Raw genomic sequence first — 18,080 nt, forward strand, 5'->3', positions numbered from 1 at the left:
GGCAATCGGGCGTGGCCGGGGTGCACCGTGTGGGCCTGGGGCCCGCAGGCGAGGGCGCTGGCCCGGCCCGCCGCTACCGGGCGGTGGTCGTCGTGAGGCCGGTCACAGCGTCGCCAGGACCCGCCTCGCCACCTCGCGGCCGATGGGGAGGGACGCGGTGGCGGCGGGGGAGGGGGCGTTGAGGACGTGGACGACGCGGGGGGACTGGGAGATCAGGAAGTCGTCCACGAGCGTGCCGTCCCGCAGCACCGCCTGGGCGCGCACCCCGGCCGGGGCGGCTATCAGGTCGTCGGGGGTCACATCCGGCAGCAGCCGGCGGACGGCGTCGGTGAAGGCGCGCTTGGAGAGGGAGCGGTGCAGCTCGCCCGCCCCGTACCGCCAGTGGCGGTGGGCTATCCGCCAGGCGCCCGGGTACGCCAGCGTCCCGGCCAGCTCGCGCGGGCGGACCGTGCGCCAGGTGTAGCCCTCGCGGGCGAGCGCGGGCACCGCGTTGGGCCCGAGGTGGACGCCGCCGTCGATGCCGCGGGTCAGATGGACGCCGAGGAATGGGAACGCGGGGTCGGGCACCGGGTAGACCAGGCCGTTGACCAGGGACGTACGCGACGGCACCAGCTCGTAGTACTCACCGCGGAAGGGGACGATCCGCATACCGGGGTCGTCGCCCGCGAGCCGGGCGATCGCGTCGCACTGGAGCCCCGCGCAGTTGACCAGGGCCCGCGCCCGCAGCACCGTGCCGTCCGCCGTGCGGACCGCGACCGCCGCCGGGCGGCGGCCGATGCGGGTCACCCCCGCCCCGTACCGCACGGACGCGCCCGCGTCCCGCGCGAGCCGGGCCAGCCGCGCCGCCACCGCGCCGAAGTCGCACACCCCCGTCGTGCCGACGTGGATCGCGGCGAGGCCGCGCACCCACGGCTCGTACTCCGCTATCTGGGCGGGGCCCAGCTCGCGCACCGGGATCCCGTTCTCCCGGCCACGCTGGACCAGGGCGTGCAGCCGTGGCAGCTCGGAGCGCTCGGTGGCGACGATGAGCTTGCCGGTCACCTCATGGGCGATGCCGTACTCGGCGCAGAACTTCACCATCTCCGCCGCGCCGCGCACCGCGAACCGCGCTTTCAGCGAGCCCGGACGGTAGTAGATCCCGCTGTGGATCACTCCGCTGTTCCGCCCGGTCTGGTGGCGGGCCGGGCCCGCCTCCTTCTCCAGGACGGTCACGCGGGTGCCGGGCGCCGCGCGCGTGATCGCGTACGCCGTCGACAGGCCGACGATCCCGCCCCCGATCACCAGCACGTCGCAGTCCACCGCCGTCACGCCAAGCACCTCCCCACGCGCCACAACCGACCGTCGCCCGACCCCTCCGGTCACCCGACCGTCGATCCCTATCATGACCTGCGCCACTGACAGCGGCCCGAAACCCGTGCGGCGCCTGGGATCCGGACGGGTGCGTGAAGATCACGCGGGCTTTGCCCGAAGCTCACGCGAGGGTCACCGATACCGAGTCACCGATACCGGGTCACCGATGCTCACCGCAGATGTCGCCGACGCTCACCGCAGACGCCGCCGCCGTCACCGCCGTCACCACGGAAAGCCCCTCACGCCGGTGTCACCAGCAGCGGACGGGCCCGCTCCCGCAGCTCCGCCACCCGTGGCTCGTCCCGGTACGCCTCCAGCCGGTGCATCAGATCGCGTACGTACTCCGTGGTGCGCGCGGACGAGATGCGGTTGGCGACCTCCACGGCCCGGGCGCCCGCCGCGCACGCCGCGTCCAGGTTGCCGGACTCCAGTTCGGCCACGGCGGAGACGACGAGCCGCAGCCCGTGGGACCGTACGAACTCCTCCGTCGGCCGGGCCAGCGCCTGCTCGGTGAAGCGCCGCACCTGGCGCGGCAGCCGCAGGTCGCGGTAGCACTCGGCGGCGTCGGCCGCGAACCGCTCATGGCTGTAGAAGTCGAGCCAGGACGGGTCGGGGTCGCCCGCCCGGGACCGCTCCAGCCAGCCCTCGGAGGACTTCAGCGCCGCCCCGCAGGCCGGGCCGTCCCCCGACTTGGCCTGGGCGCGCGCCTCGACCAGCCGGAAGAAGCTCATCGTGCGGGCGGTGGCCAGGCCGCGGTTGCGCTCCAGGGCGGCCTGGGCGAGGTCCACGCCCTCGTCGGCGAAGCCGCGGTAGGTGGCCTGGAGGCTCATCGACGCCAGGACGTAGCCGCCGAGCGGGACGTCGGCGGCGGCGCGGGCGAGCCGCAGCGCCTGGATGTAGTACCGCTGGGCGGCCTCCTGCTGGCCGGTGTCGAAGGCCATCCACCCGGCCAGCCGGGTCAGTTCGGCGGTGGCGCCGAAGAGGGAGCGGCCGACCTCGTCGCTGTACGAGCCGAGCAGCAGCGGCGCCGCGTCGACCCGCAGGCATTCGGGGACCATGGAGGAACGCCAGTCGCCGCCGCCGTACTTGGAGTCCCAGCGGCGCGCGTCCTCGGCGGCCTCGCGCAGCTTGGTGACGTCGCTGTGGCCGACGCGCTGCGGTAGGGCGTCGGCACCGCTGCCGCCCGCACCGCCCGCGCCCGCCGCGCCGTCCGCCTCCTCGGCGTCCTCAGGGCCGCGGGCGACCGATGTGTCGGCCGGGGATATGAGCCAGCGGGAGGCGGGGGTGGCGTACGCGCTGACCGCGAAGGATCCGGCCAGGCTCTGCCAGATACCCACCCCGCCGCGCCGACCCGCGAGATCAAGCCGGTACAGCTCGGTCGCGGAACGGACGGCCTGGCCGATGTCGCGCGGGAACGCGAGCCCGACCTCGGGGGCCGGATCGGCGTCGGCGAGCCCGATCTCATGGAGTGGGACGGGGCGGCCGAGTTTGCTCCCGATAGCGGCCGCAATCAGATGGGGCGCGGCGCCCTGGGGCACCATGCCCTTGGACACCCAGCGCGCAACGGACGTCTTGTCGTAGCGAAGAGTCAGGCCGCGCTGGGCGCCGAGGTCGTTGACTCTGCGCGCGAGCCCGGCATTGCTGATCCCAGCGAGGGCGAGAACGGTGCCGAGCTTCTCGTTCGGCCCGCGTGGCTCCCTGGACATGCGCACCCCTCGACAGCACCGACGGCCGCCCCGGCATGGGCGCGGGGCATTCGTAAACCCAGCGTAGTTCGCCGCATCCCGACCGTTAAGAGGTGGTGTCCCGGATGGCGAGATTCTTGTACGAACGGGCGTGCGGGGCGTGACGCGTGCTCCCGGTGTGTGTGGCTGTGCGCCCGTGTGTGCGCTCTGTCTCAGTCCCGGCGAGAACGTTTCGATGGGACCTGCGTGGGTCGGCCCGCTGTACTGGATCCAGTGGGCTGGGGGACGCCGCCGCCTCATTCCCCGCGGGTGGCGGAACGGTCCGGGAGGCGGAAGCCGCCTCCCGGACTGTCGTGTTGGGGACGTGTTGGGAAGGTGCGGAGGCGAGCGACGGCGAACGGCGCGCGGCGGTCCGGATGATGGCGGGTCATCCGCAAGACCGTCGAGTGCGCCACGGCGAACTTGGCCGGATATCGCCTGCCAGAGCCGGGCTCCCGCGGCGGGCCGGGGAGGGGGAGGCCCGGCGCGGGAAGCCCCTTCCTTCGTCAGCCGGTTGGCGTCGCCCGGGGGACGGGGTTGGCGTCGCCCTCGCCGTACGCCGTGGAACTGCCCGCTGGCCACGCTCCGGCGTCTGCCTCGTACACGCGTCGGCGTCCTTGCGCTGTTGTGCGCCCCAGTCGTGGCAGCATGGGCCACGGCGGAACGGTGCGTCGTGACCGTGATCAACTCCTGGAATTCCCGCGGCCATCTGCGGTCATACGCAGTCAAGGGACATCCAAGAGATCCACGTAGTTGTCCGGTTCGATGTCGAAACCGTCAACAAGCTGTGCATGATGGCACCTAATTCTTGGTTGCCCTGGATGCCCACAGCCTGTGGAGGCGGCGATGCGGTGGTTGGTGGGGTGGAGCAGTACCGCATCCGGCCCGGTCCCCCCGGAAGGCCGTGCGATCCAGCCGGTCGGTGCCCAGCTCCTGTGGTCCGACCCCGATCCGCTGTGGGCGGTCGGCGACTGGCGTCCCGACGAGGTGCGCGTCGTCCAGGCCGACCCCTTCACCCGGCTCGCCGTCTTCGGCTGCTGCGGCGCCACCGACGAGGAGCTGCGGGTCGGCCTGTTCGCCGCCCGCGGCGGCGCCCTGCGCCACCTCACCGCCTGGCCCGGCAGCTACACCGCCGTCGCCCAGGTCGGCCGCCGCATCACCATCGCCGGTGACCTGGCCGGGGCCCGGCCCGTCTTCCACACCGACTGGTCCGGCGGCACCGCGTACGCCACCGCCGCGCTCCCGCTCGCCGACCTCATCGAGGCCCAGCTCGACGTCAGCCACCTCGGCGCGCTGCTCGCCTGCCCCGACTCCCCGGAGGCCGTCGGCGACGGCACGCCCTACATGGGCGTCAGACGGGTGCCGCCCGGACACGCGCTCGTCCTGCGCGACGGCGCCCGCGACATCACCGGCTACGAACCCACCGCCTCGCTCGCCGTCGCCGCGCCCCCGCTCGACCAGGACAAGGCCGTGGAGGGCGTACGGGACGCCCTGCTCGAAGCCGTACGCGCCCGCCTCACCGCACCCCGCCACGCCCCCGCCGCCGACGACCTCGACCCCGGGCCCGTCCCCGGCATGGGCCCCGCCGAACGCCGCGCCGCCCGTGGCGCCCCGGCCCCCGGCATCGGCGCCGACCTGTCCGGAGGCAGCGCCTCCGCCACGCTCGCCCTGCTCGCCGCCGGGCTCCCCGGCATGCCCGGCACCCTCCTCGGCCACGGCACCGAAGCCGGTGAACGCCTGCTCGCCGTCACCTTCAACGACCTCGTCACCACCGGCGGCGCCCGCAGCCGCGAAGCCGAACTGGAGCGCGCGGGCGCCATCGCCGCCAACCCCCGGCTGCACCACGTGGTCGTCGCCGGGGGCGAAGAGGCCCTCCCGTACGCCGCCCTCGACACCGGCGCCCTCACCGACGAACCCGGCCCCTCCCTCGTCATCGCCGAACGCCACCGCCGCCGCCTCGCTGCGGGCAGCGCCGACCACTTCGTCGGCCACGGCGCCCGCCAGGTACTCGACGCCCACCCGGCCCGCCTCGCCGACCTGCTGCTCGACCGCCGCAGACGGCACCTGCTGCGCCCGGCCACCGCGCTCGCCAAGGCCGACGGGCCCAACGCCCACTCCTTCTTCGTCCCCTTCACCGTCTACCGCGCCGCCCGGCGGCTGGCCCGCACCTCCTACCGGGACGGCGTGCAGGAAGCCGCCGCGCGCCTCCTGGAGCGCCGCTTCACCGACGACGGCGCGGGTGTCGCCGCGGGCGCCGTATCCGCTTCCCTCGCCTCGCTCGCCTGGTGCCGCCCCGGCCCGGCCGCCCGCTGGCTCACCGGGGAAGCCCTCGCCGAGGTGTCCGTACGGCTCGAAGAGGCGGCGCTGCGCCCCGCCCTCCTGCGCCGCCCCGGCGAACGCCGCGCCGACGCCGCCCTCGCCCGCTACGCCGCCGACCACCGCGTCTTCGAGCAGGCGGCGGAGGTGCGCAGCCAGCGCCTGCACGCCCCCTTCCTCGACAACCAGGTCGTACGCGCCTGCCGCGCGCTCCCCGAAGCCCTGCGCGTTCAGCCCGGAGCGCGCGCCGCCGTCCTGCGCACGGTCCTCGCGGGCGCGGGTATCCGCGACCTCCCCACCGGCTGGGGCGCCACCTCCCACGCTGCCCACTCCGCCTCCGTACGCGCGGGCCTGCGCACCTGGCTCGGCGACCTCGTCGGCCTCTTCGACGCCCCCCTGCTGGCCGACGCCGGACTCATCGAGGCCCGCGTCGTCCGCAAGGCGCTGCGCGCGGCCTCCGAAGGCGAACGCCTGCCCCTGGACGGCCTGGCCGAACTGGTCTCCACCGAGGTCTGGCTACGCCGCCTCCTCTCCCGCCGAGGCACCTGCTGGACCGGCACAGCGGCCCCCCGCCAACGCGCGGTAGCGGGCGGCGTGGTCCCCCGCCCCTCGCTCTGACACACCGGACGGCCGCCGCCCGCATTCTGGAGCGCGGTCGGCCGGGGTGGGGCTGCGGACTTGGCACCGCGCCTCGGGGCTCGCGCCGTGGGCTGCCGCGCTGCGGTGCGGGTTGAGGGCTGCGTTGCCGCGCCGGGCCGTCGGGGGTGGCCCGCCGGGCGCCTGCCGGTGCGTGCTCCTGCGCCTGTTGGCGGCGGCGGAGCGCTGCGGGCGGCGTGGCTGCGGTGCGGGGTTGGGTGCCGGGCCGCCGGTCTCGCGCTGTGGGCTGCCGCGCTGCGGTGCCGTTGCGTTGCTGGTTCCGCGCGGCGGTGCCGCGCCAGGCCGCCGGACGTGGCTGCCGGGTCTTGTTGTGGCTGGGCTGGGGTGCTGCTGTGGTGCGGGGCTGCGGACTTGGCACTGCGCCTCGGGGCTCGCGCCGTGGGCTGCCGTGCTGCGGTGCGGGTTGAGGGCTGCGTTGCCGCGCCGGGCCGTCGGGGGTGGCCCGCCGGGCGCCTGCCGGTGCGTGCTCCTGCGCCTGTTGGTGGCGGCGGCCTGGGTCTCCCGGGGCGCGGATGTTGTGCCGCTGCGGTTCAGGGCTCGGGCCTTGCACCGCAGGACCGCGCCTCGTGCTGCGGCTTTCGGTGCTGCTGCGGGGCGAGTTGCCCTAGCGGGGGCTGCCGGACCTGCCGCGCCTGCTGGGCGCGCTGGTCTGGGGCTCTGGGGCGCGGGCTGGCGTTTCGGGCCTCGGGTCTGGCGTCTTGCGCTGGTACGCCACGGCTCAGGCCTTGCGTCGTGGGCCGTGGCCGCGGTGCCGCGCGGGCGAGCGCCACGTCGGTGCGCGCCGCCGCGCCGCGTTGGGCTTCGGGCGGGGGCCGACAGCGGCGGGGCCGGTTGGCTGGTGCGGTGCTGCCCTGGCCGTCAGCCGCCGCAGCGGGCCTCGGGAGCCGCGCCGACCACCGGGGCCGCCGTGCCGCACAGCCGTGCGCCAGACCCTGGAGCCGGACCGGACCGGACTGCCCGGCCGAGGCGGGGGCGTCCGGTCCGGGGTGGTTGATATGGCGGTGCGGCGCCGTGTCGTCGGGATTACCGTGGCGTCGGGCCGTCAGCCCGAGCGGGCCGCGGCGTGCGGCGCCTCGCGGGCGACCGCGTGTCGGCTGTGCGACCCGCTCGTGATGGAGTGTCCCCTTCCGCGGCAAACCCAGGAGAATGACCGCCGTGCGGTATCTCATCCTCGGCACCACCGAAGCACGCGACGAACAAGGGAACCCGCTGTCCCTCGGCGGGCCCCGGATCCGTGCGCTGCTCGCCGCGCTCGCCCTGCGTGCCGCACGGCCCGGGCCCATCCCCGTCGACGTCCTCATCGACGAGGTGTGGGCCACCGACCCGCCGCACGACGCGCCCGCCGCGCTCCAGGCGCTGGTGGGCCGGTTGCGGCGGGCGATCGGGCGGGAGGCCGTGGTCTCCTCGCCCGGCGGCTACCGTCTCGCGACCGCCGCGCCCCAGGACGACGTCGATCTGCTGCGCTTCGAGCGGCTGGCCGACGACGGCATGCGCGCCCTCGACGCCGGTGATCCGCACACGGCCGCCGCCACGCTCCGGCGGGCGCTCGCGCTGTGGCGCGGCCCGGCGCTCGCCGACCTGCCGGAGCGGGACGCGGCCGCCGCCCGGGCCGAGGCGCGGCGGCTGGCGGCGCTGCACCGCCGGATCGACGCCGACCTCGCCCGCGGCCGCCCGGCGGACGTCGTTCCGGAGCTGCGCGAGCTGGTCGCCGACCATCCGCTTGACGAAACGTTCCACGCTCAGCTGATCCGCGCGCTGCGGGCCGTCGGGCACTCGGCCGACGCCCTCGCCGCGTACGAGGACGTCCGCGCACTCCTCGCCGACCGGCTCGGCACCGACCCCGGCACGGAGCTGCGGGAACTGCACCGGCAGCTGCTGCTGGGCGGGCCCGAGCCGTCCACCGGTCCCACGCCGGAGACGCCAGAGACGCGAGAGACACCGGAGACGCCCGACCCGGCGTACGCGTACCACCGCACACCAGCCGTCGACCACCACGCCGCCCCGGCCCCCGCCCCGGCCCCGGCCCCGGCGCCGCGCGGCAACCTCCGGGCCCGTCTCACCAGCTTCGTCGGCCGCCAGAGCGAGATCGGCGCCATCCGCCGGGACCTGGGCCGCTCCCGGCTGGTCACGCTCACCGGACCGGGTGGTTCCGGCAAGACCCGGCTGTCCGAGGAGGCCGCCGCGACCGTGACGGCCGCCTACCCGGACGGCGTCTGGGTGGTCGAACTCGCCTCGCTGGACGAGGCCTCCGCCGTACCCGGCGCCGTCCTGAGCGCCGTCGGCCGCCGCGAGACGACACTGCTCGCCTCCGGACTCGACGGCCGGACGACCGGCGGGGCGGACGTCGTCGACCCGGCGACCCGCCTGGTCGAGTACTGCGCCGACCGCCGCCTGCTGCTCCTGCTCGACAACTGCGAGCACGTCATCGACCCCGCCGCCCGCCTCACCGAGGCGCTGCTGGCGCACTGCCCTGGCGTGACCGTCCTGGCCACCAGCCGGGAGCCGCTGGGCGTGCCCGGCGAGACCGTACGGCCCGTGGAGCCGCTGCCGCCCGCCCCCGCCCACCAGCTGTTCGCCGAGCGCGCCGCGACCGTACGGCCCGGATTCGACCCGGCCGGGGACCCGGACACGGCGGCGGCGGTCGCGGAGATCTGCCGCCGCCTGGACGGACTGCCGCTGGCGATCGAGCTGGCCGCGGCCCGGCTGCGGCTGCTGACCCCGAGGCAGATCGCCGACCGCCTGGACGACCGGTTCCACCTGCTGACCAACGGCAGCAGGACCGCCCTGCCGCGCCAGCAGACCCTGCGCGCGGTGGTCGACTGGTCCTGGGACCTGCTGGACGAACGGGAACGCACCGTGCTGCGCCGGGCGTCGGTGTTCGCGGGCGGATGGAGCCTGGCCGCGGCGGAGGCGGTCTGCGCGGACGCCGCCGAAGCATTCTGCGCGGACGCCGCCGAAGCATTCTGCGCGGACGCGCCGGAGCGTGCGGCCGTACGCTCCGGCTCGTACGCCCCCGCGCACACCCCCGCACACTCCGCCGCCCCCATCGCGCCCCCTGAGGTGCTCGACCTGCTCGGGGCGCTGGCCGACAAGTCCCTCCTGGCCGTCGACCACCCGCCGGGCGGGCCGATGGGCGAGGCCCGCTACCGCATGCTGGAGACGATCCACGAGTACGTCGGCGAGCGGGCCGCCGAGGACCCCGCCGCCCGGGCCGACCACGCCGCCGCCTCGGCCCGGCACATCGCCCACTTCCGGGACTTCGTCCGCGCCGCCGAGCCCCGGCTGCGCTCCGCCGAACAACTGCCCTGGCTGCGCCGCGTCGAGACCGACCTCGACAACATCCGGGCCGCCCTCCACCGCTCCCTCACCGCCCGCGACGAGGACACCTCGTTCGCGATCATCCTCGCGATGGGCTGGTTCTGGTGGCTGCGCAACTACCGTGACGAGGGCGCCGCCTGGGCCCACCGGGCCCTGACCCTCGACCACGACCCGGCCGAAGAACGCGACGCCGAACGCGACGCCGAACGTGACGACAAACGGCACAGCGCCCGCCCGGCCGCGGACATGCCGCCCCCCGCCCCGGACGGCGCCGACGGGGTCGACCCCGCCGCCACCCGCTACTGGCACGGCATGGACCTGAGGCTGCTGCGGTTCTTCCTGCTCGCCGACACCGGCCGCGGCCCGGACGTGAAGGACCCCGAGACGCGGCTGATAGCCCAGCGCACGCGCGACGCCTACCGCAGCCATCCGGGTCCGCGCAGCGCCCGCTTCCCCGGTGTGCTGTGGCCGTTCGCCGGATACCTCCTCGACGGCCACACCGCGATGATCCCGCTGATGGACGCGACGGTGGCCAACTGCCGCGAGCACGGCGACGACTGGGCGCTCGGCGTCGCGCTCATGTTCCGCGCGCACCTCGCCATCGACACCTCGAGCGGCCTCGAGCGCGCCGAAGCCGACTACGCCGAGCTGCGCGAGCTGAGCACCCGCGTCGGCGACCGCTGGATGCTCGCCCAGGTGCAGAGCGCCGGGGGCGAGATGGCCACGATGCGCGGGCGGCTCACCGAGGCGGGCGCCGCCTACGAGGAGGCGCAGCGGCTGGCCCGGGAGATCGGCGCGCACACCGAGGTGCCGTTCCTCATCACCCGGCTGGCCGACCTCCTCCTCAACGCCGGGGACACCGAGGGCGCGGCGAAGCTGCTGGACCACTCCGAGCAGGAGGCCGAGCGCTGGGGCGCCGTGGACGTCCGGGCCTTCAACCGCCTGATGCGCGGCAACATCGAACTGCTGCGCGGCGATCCGGCCGAGGCGCGGGCGTACTGCGAGGACGCCCGGCGGCAGGCGGCGAAGGCGACTCCGCCGCCGCAGTTCTGGGTCGTGGTGCAGGAGCTGGAGGGGCGGGTCAGCGCCGAGGAGGGCGATCCGTGGGGCGGGCTGCGCACGCTGCGCGACACGCTGCGCCTGGGCGTCGAGGTGGGCTGTACGGAGGCGCTGCTCGCCCAGCAGGCGGACTCCGCCGCGTACATCCTGGTGCGGCACGGACACGAACGGCAGGCCGTCCGGCTGCTGGGCGCGGCCGACGGCTGGCGCGGGCGGCTGCCGCGCACCCCGCTGGCGCTCGCGGAGACCGGAGAGACCGAGGAGCGGGCGGGTGCGGCGCTGGGCGCGGCTGCGGCCGGAAAACTGCGCGACGAGGCCACGGGCCTGACCGTCGACGAGGCCATAGCGCTGCTCGACGAGGTCCTGACCGCCCGGGAAAGCTGACCGCCCCGGAAAGCTGACCGCCCCCGGGAAACAGGGCGGCATACGGTCACCCGTACGGGGAAGACGCACGACGCGCACCCGAAACGAACGAGCGAACCCCGCCCCGACCGCCGCTCGCCGGGCGGAACACACCCGGCGAACGGATCGATCAGAAGGCGCTCAGAAGGTGGCTCCCCCCGGTCACCCCACCGGCCGCGACCGCAGCCCGTCCAGCAGGATGTCCAGCAGCCGGGCCGACGCCGCGGCCTGCTGCGCCGCGTCCGGCAGCGACGGCGCGGCCGTGGCGATCACCAGCAGCACATCGGCGACCGTCACATCCGGACGCAGCTCACCCGCGGCCCGTGCCCGCTCGACCAGCTGCCCGACGACCTGCAGCAGGATCGCCGCGCCCGCGTCGTCCGGCTCGTCCTGCGGCACGCCCGGCTCTTCGACCAGCCGCAATTCCGGCTGCGCCACACCGGCCGACGGCACCGCCGCCGCGGGCACGACACCAGCCGAAGACACCGCACCCGCCGGTGCGGACACCGCACCCGCCGGTGCCGGGGCGGATAACGCCGCCACCTGCCGCTGCTGCGGAACCCGGATCTCCGTCTCCGCGTCGACCCCGACCCGCAGCACCTGCGGCGGCAGCAACCGGCCCGCGCCGGACGCCACCGAGGTGCGCAGGAACCGGGCCAGCGCGGACCACGGCTCGTTCTCCTGCCCCAGCGCCGCCCGTGCCTGATCGGTCAGCCTGGCCGTCTCCTCCTCCGCTATGCGGCGGACGAGCACGTCCTTGCTGGGGAACCGCCGGTAGACGGTTCCCACCCCGACCCGCGCCCGCCGCGCCACGTCCTCCATCGGAGCCCCGTACCCCAGCTCACCGAAGACTTCGCGCGCCGCACGCAGGACATGTTCCAGATTGCGCTGCGCGTCCACGCGCAGCGGAGTGCTCCGGCCGCCCGTTCCGTCCGAGGACGCGACGGCTGCGGACCATGACGAACCCTGAAGGTGCATAAGTGATCCCCCGGTAATGACGTCTCCCCCCGGAGACTCCCCGCCCTGTCAGCCGGGGCAGTCACAACCCCGACGAAGTACGAACATAGTTGAGCCCAGGTCAAGAATGAAGAGGGTAGGTCGGGACAGACCGTCCCCCAACCGGACCACCAGGCCACCTTACCCCGCCTCCCGGACCGCCCCGCCCCCCGTGGCCACGCCCTGACCTGCGCGTATACCCCGCGCCGCGCCGCTCCCCGGCCCGGGGGCGCCTCCGGACCTCCGGTCACACAATTCGTCGGGGCTGTGGACAAACCGCGGTCGCGGATGCCTCATGGGAGGGTGAAGGAACCAGCGCGCATTCTCGTTGTCGGCGGCGGCTACGTCGGGATGTACACCGCGCTGCGCCTCCAGCGGAAGCTCAGGCGGGAGCTGAGGCACGGCGCCGTACAGGTCATCGTGGTCGATCCCGAGCCGTATATGACCTACCAGCCCTTCCTGCCGGAGGCCGCGGCCGGGTCGATCTCGCCCCGCCACGTCGTGGTGCCGTTGCGCCGGGTCCTCGGCGACTGCCAGGTCATCATCGGCGAGGCGACCGCGATCCATCACGGCAAACGCACCGCGACCATCAGAACGCTCGCCACGGAGGAGGAGGGCACCGGTTCGATCGAGGTCCACTACGACGAACTGGTGCTGGCGCCCGGATCCGTCTCCCGCACCCTCCCGGTCCCTGGCCTCGCCGAGACCGGCATCGGCTTCAAGACCGTCGAAGAGGCCATCGGGCTGCGCAACCACGTCCTCGAACAGCTCGACATCGCGTCCTCCACCCGCGACCCCGACGTCCGCGACTCCGCGCTGACCTTCGTGTTCGTCGGCGGCGGGTACGCGGGTGTCGAGGCTCTCGGCGAACTGGAGGACATGGCCCGGTACGCCGTCCGCTACTACCACAACATCGCGCCCGAGGACCTGAAGTGGATCCTCGTCGAGGCCACCAACCGGATCCTCCCCGAGGTCGGCGAGGAGATGGGTACGTACGCCGTCCGGGAGCTGCGCGGCCGCAACATCGACGTACGGCTGGAAACCCGCCTCGACTCCTGCCAGGACCGGGTCGCCGTACTGAGTGACGGCTCACGCTTCCCCACCCGCACCCTCGTGTGGACCGCGGGCGTCAAACCGTCGCCCATCCTCGCCTCCACCGACCTCCCGCTGAACGCCCGCGGCCGCCTCACCTGCACCGCTGCGCTGCAGGTGGACGGGGTGGAGCACGCCTGGGCCGCCGGGGACGCGGCGTCCGTGCCGGACCGTACGGCGGCCGAGCCCGGCGCCGTCTGCGCCCCCAACGCGCAGCACGCCGTCCGCCAGGCCAAGGTCCTCGCCGAGAACCTGCTCGCCTCGCTCGACGGCCGGCCGCTCACCGACTACGAGCACAAGTACGCCGGTTCCGTGGCCTCCCTCGGCCTCCACCGGGGCGTCGCACATCTGTACGGCCGCAAGGTGAAGGGCTATCCGGCCTGGTTCATGCACCGCGTCTACCACCTCAGCCGGGTGCCGACCTTCAACCGCAAGGCGCGGGTGCTGGCCGAATGGATCCTGTCCGGCCTGTTCAAGCGCGAGATCGTCTCGCTCGGATCGCTGGAGAACCCGCGTGCGGAGTTCAAACTCGCCGCCGACACCGGACGCCATCCCGAAGCCAGTTGACCCCGACGGGGCGGAGCCGGGAACTCCCCTCCCACGAACGGCGTCTCACGGATGTCAGTCCGGTCGGCCACACTGGACGTGTGACCATGGGTGGGCTCGTATCTGCAAAGAGTGACAATCGCGAGGATTCGGAAGTTTGCTGCATTCCCCCGGGGGCCGTCCCCCGCACCCGCATCCCTCTCCCCGATCCCGCGCCGGCGCGCTGCTCAGCCACCACCCCACGAGGTAACCCGCAGTGAACTTCACGCGCTGGAGCGCCCGGCTCCCCCGAACGCAGCGACGCAGCGCCGCGCGGTCCGACCGCGCCGCGCGGCGTCCGCAGCCCGCTACGGGCGGCGGCTCCGTCCCGGCCGCCCGCGGCGAGCGCACCGACCCCTCAGCCGTCGGCGAGCCACCGCTGCCGGGAGCGCCCGGCACCGCCCCGGGCGGCCCGCCGCCCGCCGCCGTCCCGACCCTCGACGGGCTGTCCGTCCACGATGTCCTCGGCCAGGTCCCGGCCCTGGTCGCGGTGGTGTACGGCCCCGAGCACCGCATCGCCTACGTCAACGACGCCTACGCCGACCTGTTCGGCGACCGCACCCGTGGCGTCCCCGCGGGCCAGGCCCTGCCCGAGCTGCGTGAGCTGGGCCTGCTGCCGCTGATGGACCAGGTCCTGCGCAGCGGCACGCCCCGTACGGTCAAGGCGCGGCGCGTCCCCGCGGCGCCCGAGGCCCCGGTGCCCGGGCCGACGACGCCGGGCACCGAAGCCGAGCCCGAGGCGGCGGCCACGGCCTCCGGCCGCTCGCGGCACGGGTATTACACCTTCACCTGCTCGCCCATCGAGATGGCCGCCCCGGCCCCCGCCCCGGCCCCCGTGCCCGCGCCCGCCCACGACGGAGCCGTCCCCGACCAGGCGCTCCCCGACCAGGCGCTCCCCGTCGCGGCCGCGCAGGCCACCGTGACCGCCACGGTGACCACGCCCGCCGAGGCCACGGCCACCGACACCGCCGCCGAACCGGTCCGCGGCGTCCTCGTCTTCGGCGCCGACGTCACCGACCAGGTCGAGTCCGCCGAGCGGCTGCGCGCCAGCGAGCGGCTGCAGCGCGAGACCGCCGTCACCCTCCAGCGCAGCCTCCTCCCGCAGGAGCTGGAACAGCCCGACGACCTGCGGGTCGCCGTCACCTACCAGCCCGGCGGCAAGGACGCGGCGGTCGGCGGCGACTGGTACGACGTCATCACCCTCGGCGCGGGCCGCACCGCCCTCGTCATCGGGGACGTGATGGGGCGCGGCGTCCGCGCCGCCGCCGTCATGGGCCAGCTGCGCACCGCCGTCCGCGCCTACGCCCGACTCGACCTGCCCCCGCACGAGGTGCTCCAGCTCCTCGACGGGCTGGCCGCCGAGATCGACGCCAACCAGATCGCCACCTGCGTCTACGCCGTCCACGACCCCAACGAGAGCCGCCTCGTCTACGCCTCGGCGGGCCATCTGCCGATCCTGGTCCGCGACCCGGACGGCACGGTGCGCCGCGCCGCCGAACCCACCGGCCCGCCGCTGGGCACCGGCGGCTGGCTGCACACCTCCGGCTCCGTCCCGCTCGGCCCCGGCGCCAGCGCCGTCCTGTACACGGACGGGCTGGTGGAGCGGCGCGACAAGGACATCTACGACGGCGTCGCCGCCCTGGAGCGCGTCTTCGCGGGCGCGACCGGCACGCCCCAGGTGATGTGCGACCGCCTCATCCGGGCGCTCGGCATCACCGCAGCGCACGACGACGACGTCGCCGTCCTGGTCCTCCAGCACCCCGCCCGCAGCGGCCATGACGCGGAGCTGTTCCACAACGCCGCGCTCGAACTCCTCGGCGGAGTGGAAGCGGCGCCGCGCGCCCGGGCGTTCGCCTCCGGCGTCCTCGCCAGCTGGCGCTTCCCCATGGAGCTGCGCGACCTGGGCGTCCTCGCCGCCAGCGAGCTGGTCGCCAACTCCCTCCAGCACGGCACGCCCCCGATGCGGCTGCGGCTGCGCCGCACCGACCGGCGCCTGATCATCGAGGTGACCGACGGCGACGACCATCTGCCGCGCCGCCGCCGGGCCGAACCGGTCGACGAGGCCGGGCGCGGCATCTCGATCGTCGCGACCATCGCCTCCTCCTGGGGCTCACGCCGCACACCGGGCGGCGGAAAGGCGGTGTGGTGCGAATTCGCCCTCCCCGCCGGTAGTCCATAAGGACGTCCGGCGAGGAGGGCGGGATGCGGGATGAGCGCGGCGGCCGTCAGACCGCCGTGGTCACCGGAGCGGACGACTCCGTACGCGGCGCGGGCACCGAGGGCGCGGCCCCGCGCAGCGGATTGTCCTGCCACGCCGACAGCCGCCCGCCCAGCCGCAGCGCGAGCACCGAGATGCCCAGCGAGCAGACGACCAGCACCGCGATGTACGCCCCGTACAGACCGGCCCCCGCCATCAGCCCGCCGAACGCCGGGCCGACCGCCAGCGCCAACTGCTTCACCAGGGAGAACGCCGCGTTGTACTGCCCCAGCAGGGACGACGGCGCCAGATCGGCCACCAGCGGCGCGACGGTCGGCGACAGCAACGCCTCACCGAGACCGAAGAGCGCGTACGCCGAGATGATCGCGGCCGTGCCCATGACCTGGCTGCCCGGCACCAGACCGGCGCCCCCGGCCACCACCCACGCGACCGTCCACACCAGCCCGACCAGCGCGATCACCCGGCTGCGCCGCCGCCGCTCGACCAGCTTGAGCACCACGAACTGCGCCAGCACGATCGCCGCCGTATTCGCCGCCAGCGCCACGCCCAGCATCGCGGGCGACACATGGGCGACGTCCACGGCGAACGCCGACAGCCCGGATTCGAACTGCCCGTAGCAGGCGAAGAACAGTACGAAGCCCAGCACACACAGCTGCACCATGGCCCGGTGCCCCAGCAGGGCACGCCAGCCGCCCGGCCCGCCTTCCGACGCGTCGGTCGGCACCGCGCCGTCGAGCACCGGCCCCTTCGGCAGCCGTACGGTCGCCACCGCGCCGCCCAGCACCAGGAACATCACCGCGTCGATCGCGAACAGCCGCACAAAGCTGTCCGGGGACGAGGTGTCCACCAGCAGCCCGCCGAGCAGACCGCCGACGCCCAGCCCCAGGTTGCTGAGGAAGAACTGCATGGCGAAGGCGCGCGACCGGGTCGTGGGCGTCGAGCACCACACGATCAGCGTGGCCAGCGCGGGCTGGATCACCGCCATCCCCGCACCGAGCACCCCGGCCGCGGCGAGGACCAGCGGCTCGCTCGCCGCCAGCCCGAGCCCCAGCGACCCCGCGGCGGAGGCGACCGCGCCCGCGACGGCAACGGACAGCGGCCCCCGCCGGTCGATCACCCGACCGGTGAAGGGGAGCACGACAAGCGCGGCCACCGCGAACATCGCGAGCACCAGGCCCGCCGTATGCGCACCGAGATCCCGCACCTGCGCCACATAGACGAACAGGAACGGGACCGTGAAGCCGTTGCCGAACGCGCTCAGCGCGTTGCCCAGCTGGATCCGGCGCAGCGCTGCGCCCATCGCGGTGGTCACACTCACCTACCTAGGTCGAGAAGGTCCTATAGAGACGAAGAAGCCCACAGAGTCGAACCCTGAAGACTTCGAAGCTAAACTTCAACGCTTAAGAGTACATGGCGAAGAAGTTCAACGCGAACGACTTCCGTGTCATACTCCGCACATGGCTGAGACCCCCGACCCGGACGACCTGCTGACCCTCGAGGAGCAGATCGCGGCCTACCAGCGCGAGTTCCAGGACCTGGACCCGCAGGTCGAGCAGGTCGTGAACGCCCTGAGCAGGCTGACCCGGCGGATGAACGTCGCTTACAGCAGGCAGTCCTCGACCCTCGGCATCAGCAACGTCGAGTTCGAGGTCCTGAAGGCCCTCGTCCTGTCCGGCTCCCCGTACCAGCTGGGCCCCGGCGAACTGGCCAAGCGGCTCGGCCTCACCCCCGCCGCCATGACCCACCGCATCGACCGCCTGGTGAACGAGGGGCTCGTCACCCGGGAGCGTGACGAGAACAACCGCGTGCGCGTCATCGTCGAGCTGACGACCGGTGGGCGGGAGAAGTGGCTGGAGGCGATGCGCCGGGCGTCCGTCTTCGAGGAAGACCTCCTCCAGGACCTGTCCGCCAAGGAGCGCGGCGCCCTCGGCGAGATGCTCACCCGCGTCCTGCGCCGGGTGGAGGAGACCCAACCGGACGCCGACGGGCGGCTGAACGACCTCGGTTGAGGCATTCGGCCGACACGGGTTGACACCGATCAGACCGATCCGTAATGTTCCCCGAGCTGCCACAGAGCCTTAACGGTTCGCAGGTACGCACTCGAGCCGCACCGGCGGCAAACCACTCAGCACGACCCCCAATCGGGAACGACTTCGGCATGCCGAAATCCGGAACGAAAAGCTCGATTATGAGCTGCCGGGGGAATCCGCTAAAGTGGTGGACACGCCGGAAGGCGCGAAACACCCCGCTCCAACAGGGGGCCGGAAACGGAATTCGGACCGGAAACGGAACGGAAAACGGATCTGGTAAGGTTGGAAACACGAAAGGCCGAAAGGCCCGGAGGGAAAGCCCGGAGAAACCGG

Annotated in this window: 9 protein-coding genes; 5 read left to right on the plus strand and 4 right to left on the minus strand. The window is 74.3% G+C overall.

Annotation, left to right across the window (positions count from 1 at the left end; genetic code table 11):
- Nucleotides 1–102: 102 nt before the first annotated feature.
- Both lhgO and ACWC5C_RS33395 read right to left on the minus strand, forming a co-directional pair.
- The gene (gene lhgO, locus ACWC5C_RS33390) at nucleotides 103–1,308 is read right to left on the minus strand and encodes an L-2-hydroxyglutarate oxidase (RefSeq protein ID WP_385447251.1); all 1,206 of its coding nucleotides are present in this window, start codon (nucleotides 1,306–1,308) and stop codon (nucleotides 103–105) included.
- Nucleotides 1,309–1,589: 281 nt separating this feature from the next.
- A complete protein-coding gene (locus ACWC5C_RS33395; protein WP_450881607.1) occupies nucleotides 1,590–3,056 on the minus strand; it encodes an MFS transporter in 1,467 nt (488 codons plus the stop codon).
- An 864-nt stretch (nucleotides 3,057–3,920) separates the two neighbouring features.
- Here ACWC5C_RS33395 and ACWC5C_RS33400 point away from each other — a divergent pair.
- Nucleotides 3,921–6,008, plus strand: coding sequence for an asparagine synthase-related protein (locus ACWC5C_RS33400; RefSeq protein ID WP_450881609.1), 2,088 nt, complete (start codon nucleotides 3,921–3,923; stop codon nucleotides 6,006–6,008).
- 1,194 nt (nucleotides 6,009–7,202) lie between these two features.
- Complete coding sequence (locus tag ACWC5C_RS33405; RefSeq protein ID WP_450881627.1) at nucleotides 7,203–10,808, plus strand: AfsR/SARP family transcriptional regulator; 3,606 nt, start codon at nucleotides 7,203–7,205, stop codon at nucleotides 10,806–10,808.
- A 180-nt stretch (nucleotides 10,809–10,988) separates the two neighbouring features.
- Here the strand turns inward: ACWC5C_RS33405 and ACWC5C_RS33410 are convergent, their stop codons facing one another.
- A complete protein-coding gene (locus ACWC5C_RS33410) occupies nucleotides 10,989–11,804 on the minus strand; it encodes a TetR/AcrR family transcriptional regulator (protein WP_450881611.1) in 816 nt (271 codons plus the stop codon).
- Between the two features lie 306 nt (nucleotides 11,805–12,110).
- Here ACWC5C_RS33410 and ACWC5C_RS33415 point away from each other — a divergent pair, with 306 nt between their 5' ends.
- Together ACWC5C_RS33415 and ACWC5C_RS33420 are read left to right on the plus strand one after the other, a co-directional pair.
- The gene (locus ACWC5C_RS33415) at nucleotides 12,111–13,481 is read left to right on the plus strand and encodes an NAD(P)/FAD-dependent oxidoreductase (protein WP_385447261.1); all 1,371 of its coding nucleotides are present in this window, start codon (nucleotides 12,111–12,113) and stop codon (nucleotides 13,479–13,481) included.
- A 235-nt stretch (nucleotides 13,482–13,716) separates the two neighbouring features.
- Nucleotides 13,717–15,678 (plus strand): ATP-binding SpoIIE family protein phosphatase, encoded by a 1,962-nt coding sequence (locus ACWC5C_RS33420; RefSeq protein ID WP_450881613.1) that lies wholly within the window; start codon nucleotides 13,717–13,719, stop codon nucleotides 15,676–15,678.
- Nucleotides 15,679–15,724: 46 nt separating this feature from the next.
- Here ACWC5C_RS33420 and ACWC5C_RS33425 read toward each other — a convergent pair whose 3' ends face one another.
- On the minus strand, nucleotides 15,725–17,029 hold the full coding sequence (locus tag ACWC5C_RS33425; protein WP_450881629.1) for an MFS transporter: 1,305 nt from the start codon (nucleotides 17,027–17,029) through the stop codon (nucleotides 15,725–15,727).
- Between the two features lie 145 nt (nucleotides 17,030–17,174).
- Between ACWC5C_RS33425 and ACWC5C_RS33430 the strand changes: the two genes are divergently transcribed.
- Complete coding sequence (locus tag ACWC5C_RS33430; RefSeq protein WP_450881615.1) at nucleotides 17,175–17,726, plus strand: MarR family winged helix-turn-helix transcriptional regulator; 552 nt, start codon at nucleotides 17,175–17,177, stop codon at nucleotides 17,724–17,726.
- The last annotated feature ends 354 nt before the right edge of the window (nucleotides 17,727–18,080 follow it).

This window comes from Streptomyces sp. NPDC001700, assembly GCF_053596435.1.

Coding starts and splice junctions, on each gene's coding strand:
- ACWC5C_RS33395 (WP_450881607.1), bottom strand. CDS start 3,056: ATGTCCAGGGAGCCACGCGGGCCGAACGAGAAGCTCGGCACCGTTCTC.
- ACWC5C_RS33400 (WP_450881609.1), top strand. CDS start 3,921: ATGCGGTGGTTGGTGGGGTGGAGCAGTACCGCATCCGGCCCGGTCCCC.
- ACWC5C_RS33410 (WP_450881611.1), bottom strand. CDS start 11,804: ATGCACCTTCAGGGTTCGTCATGGTCCGCAGCCGTCGCGTCCTCGGAC.
- ACWC5C_RS33415 (WP_385447261.1), top strand. CDS start 12,111: ATGCCTCATGGGAGGGTGAAGGAACCAGCGCGCATTCTCGTTGTCGGC.
- ACWC5C_RS33430 (WP_450881615.1), top strand. CDS start 17,175: ATGGCTGAGACCCCCGACCCGGACGACCTGCTGACCCTCGAGGAGCAG.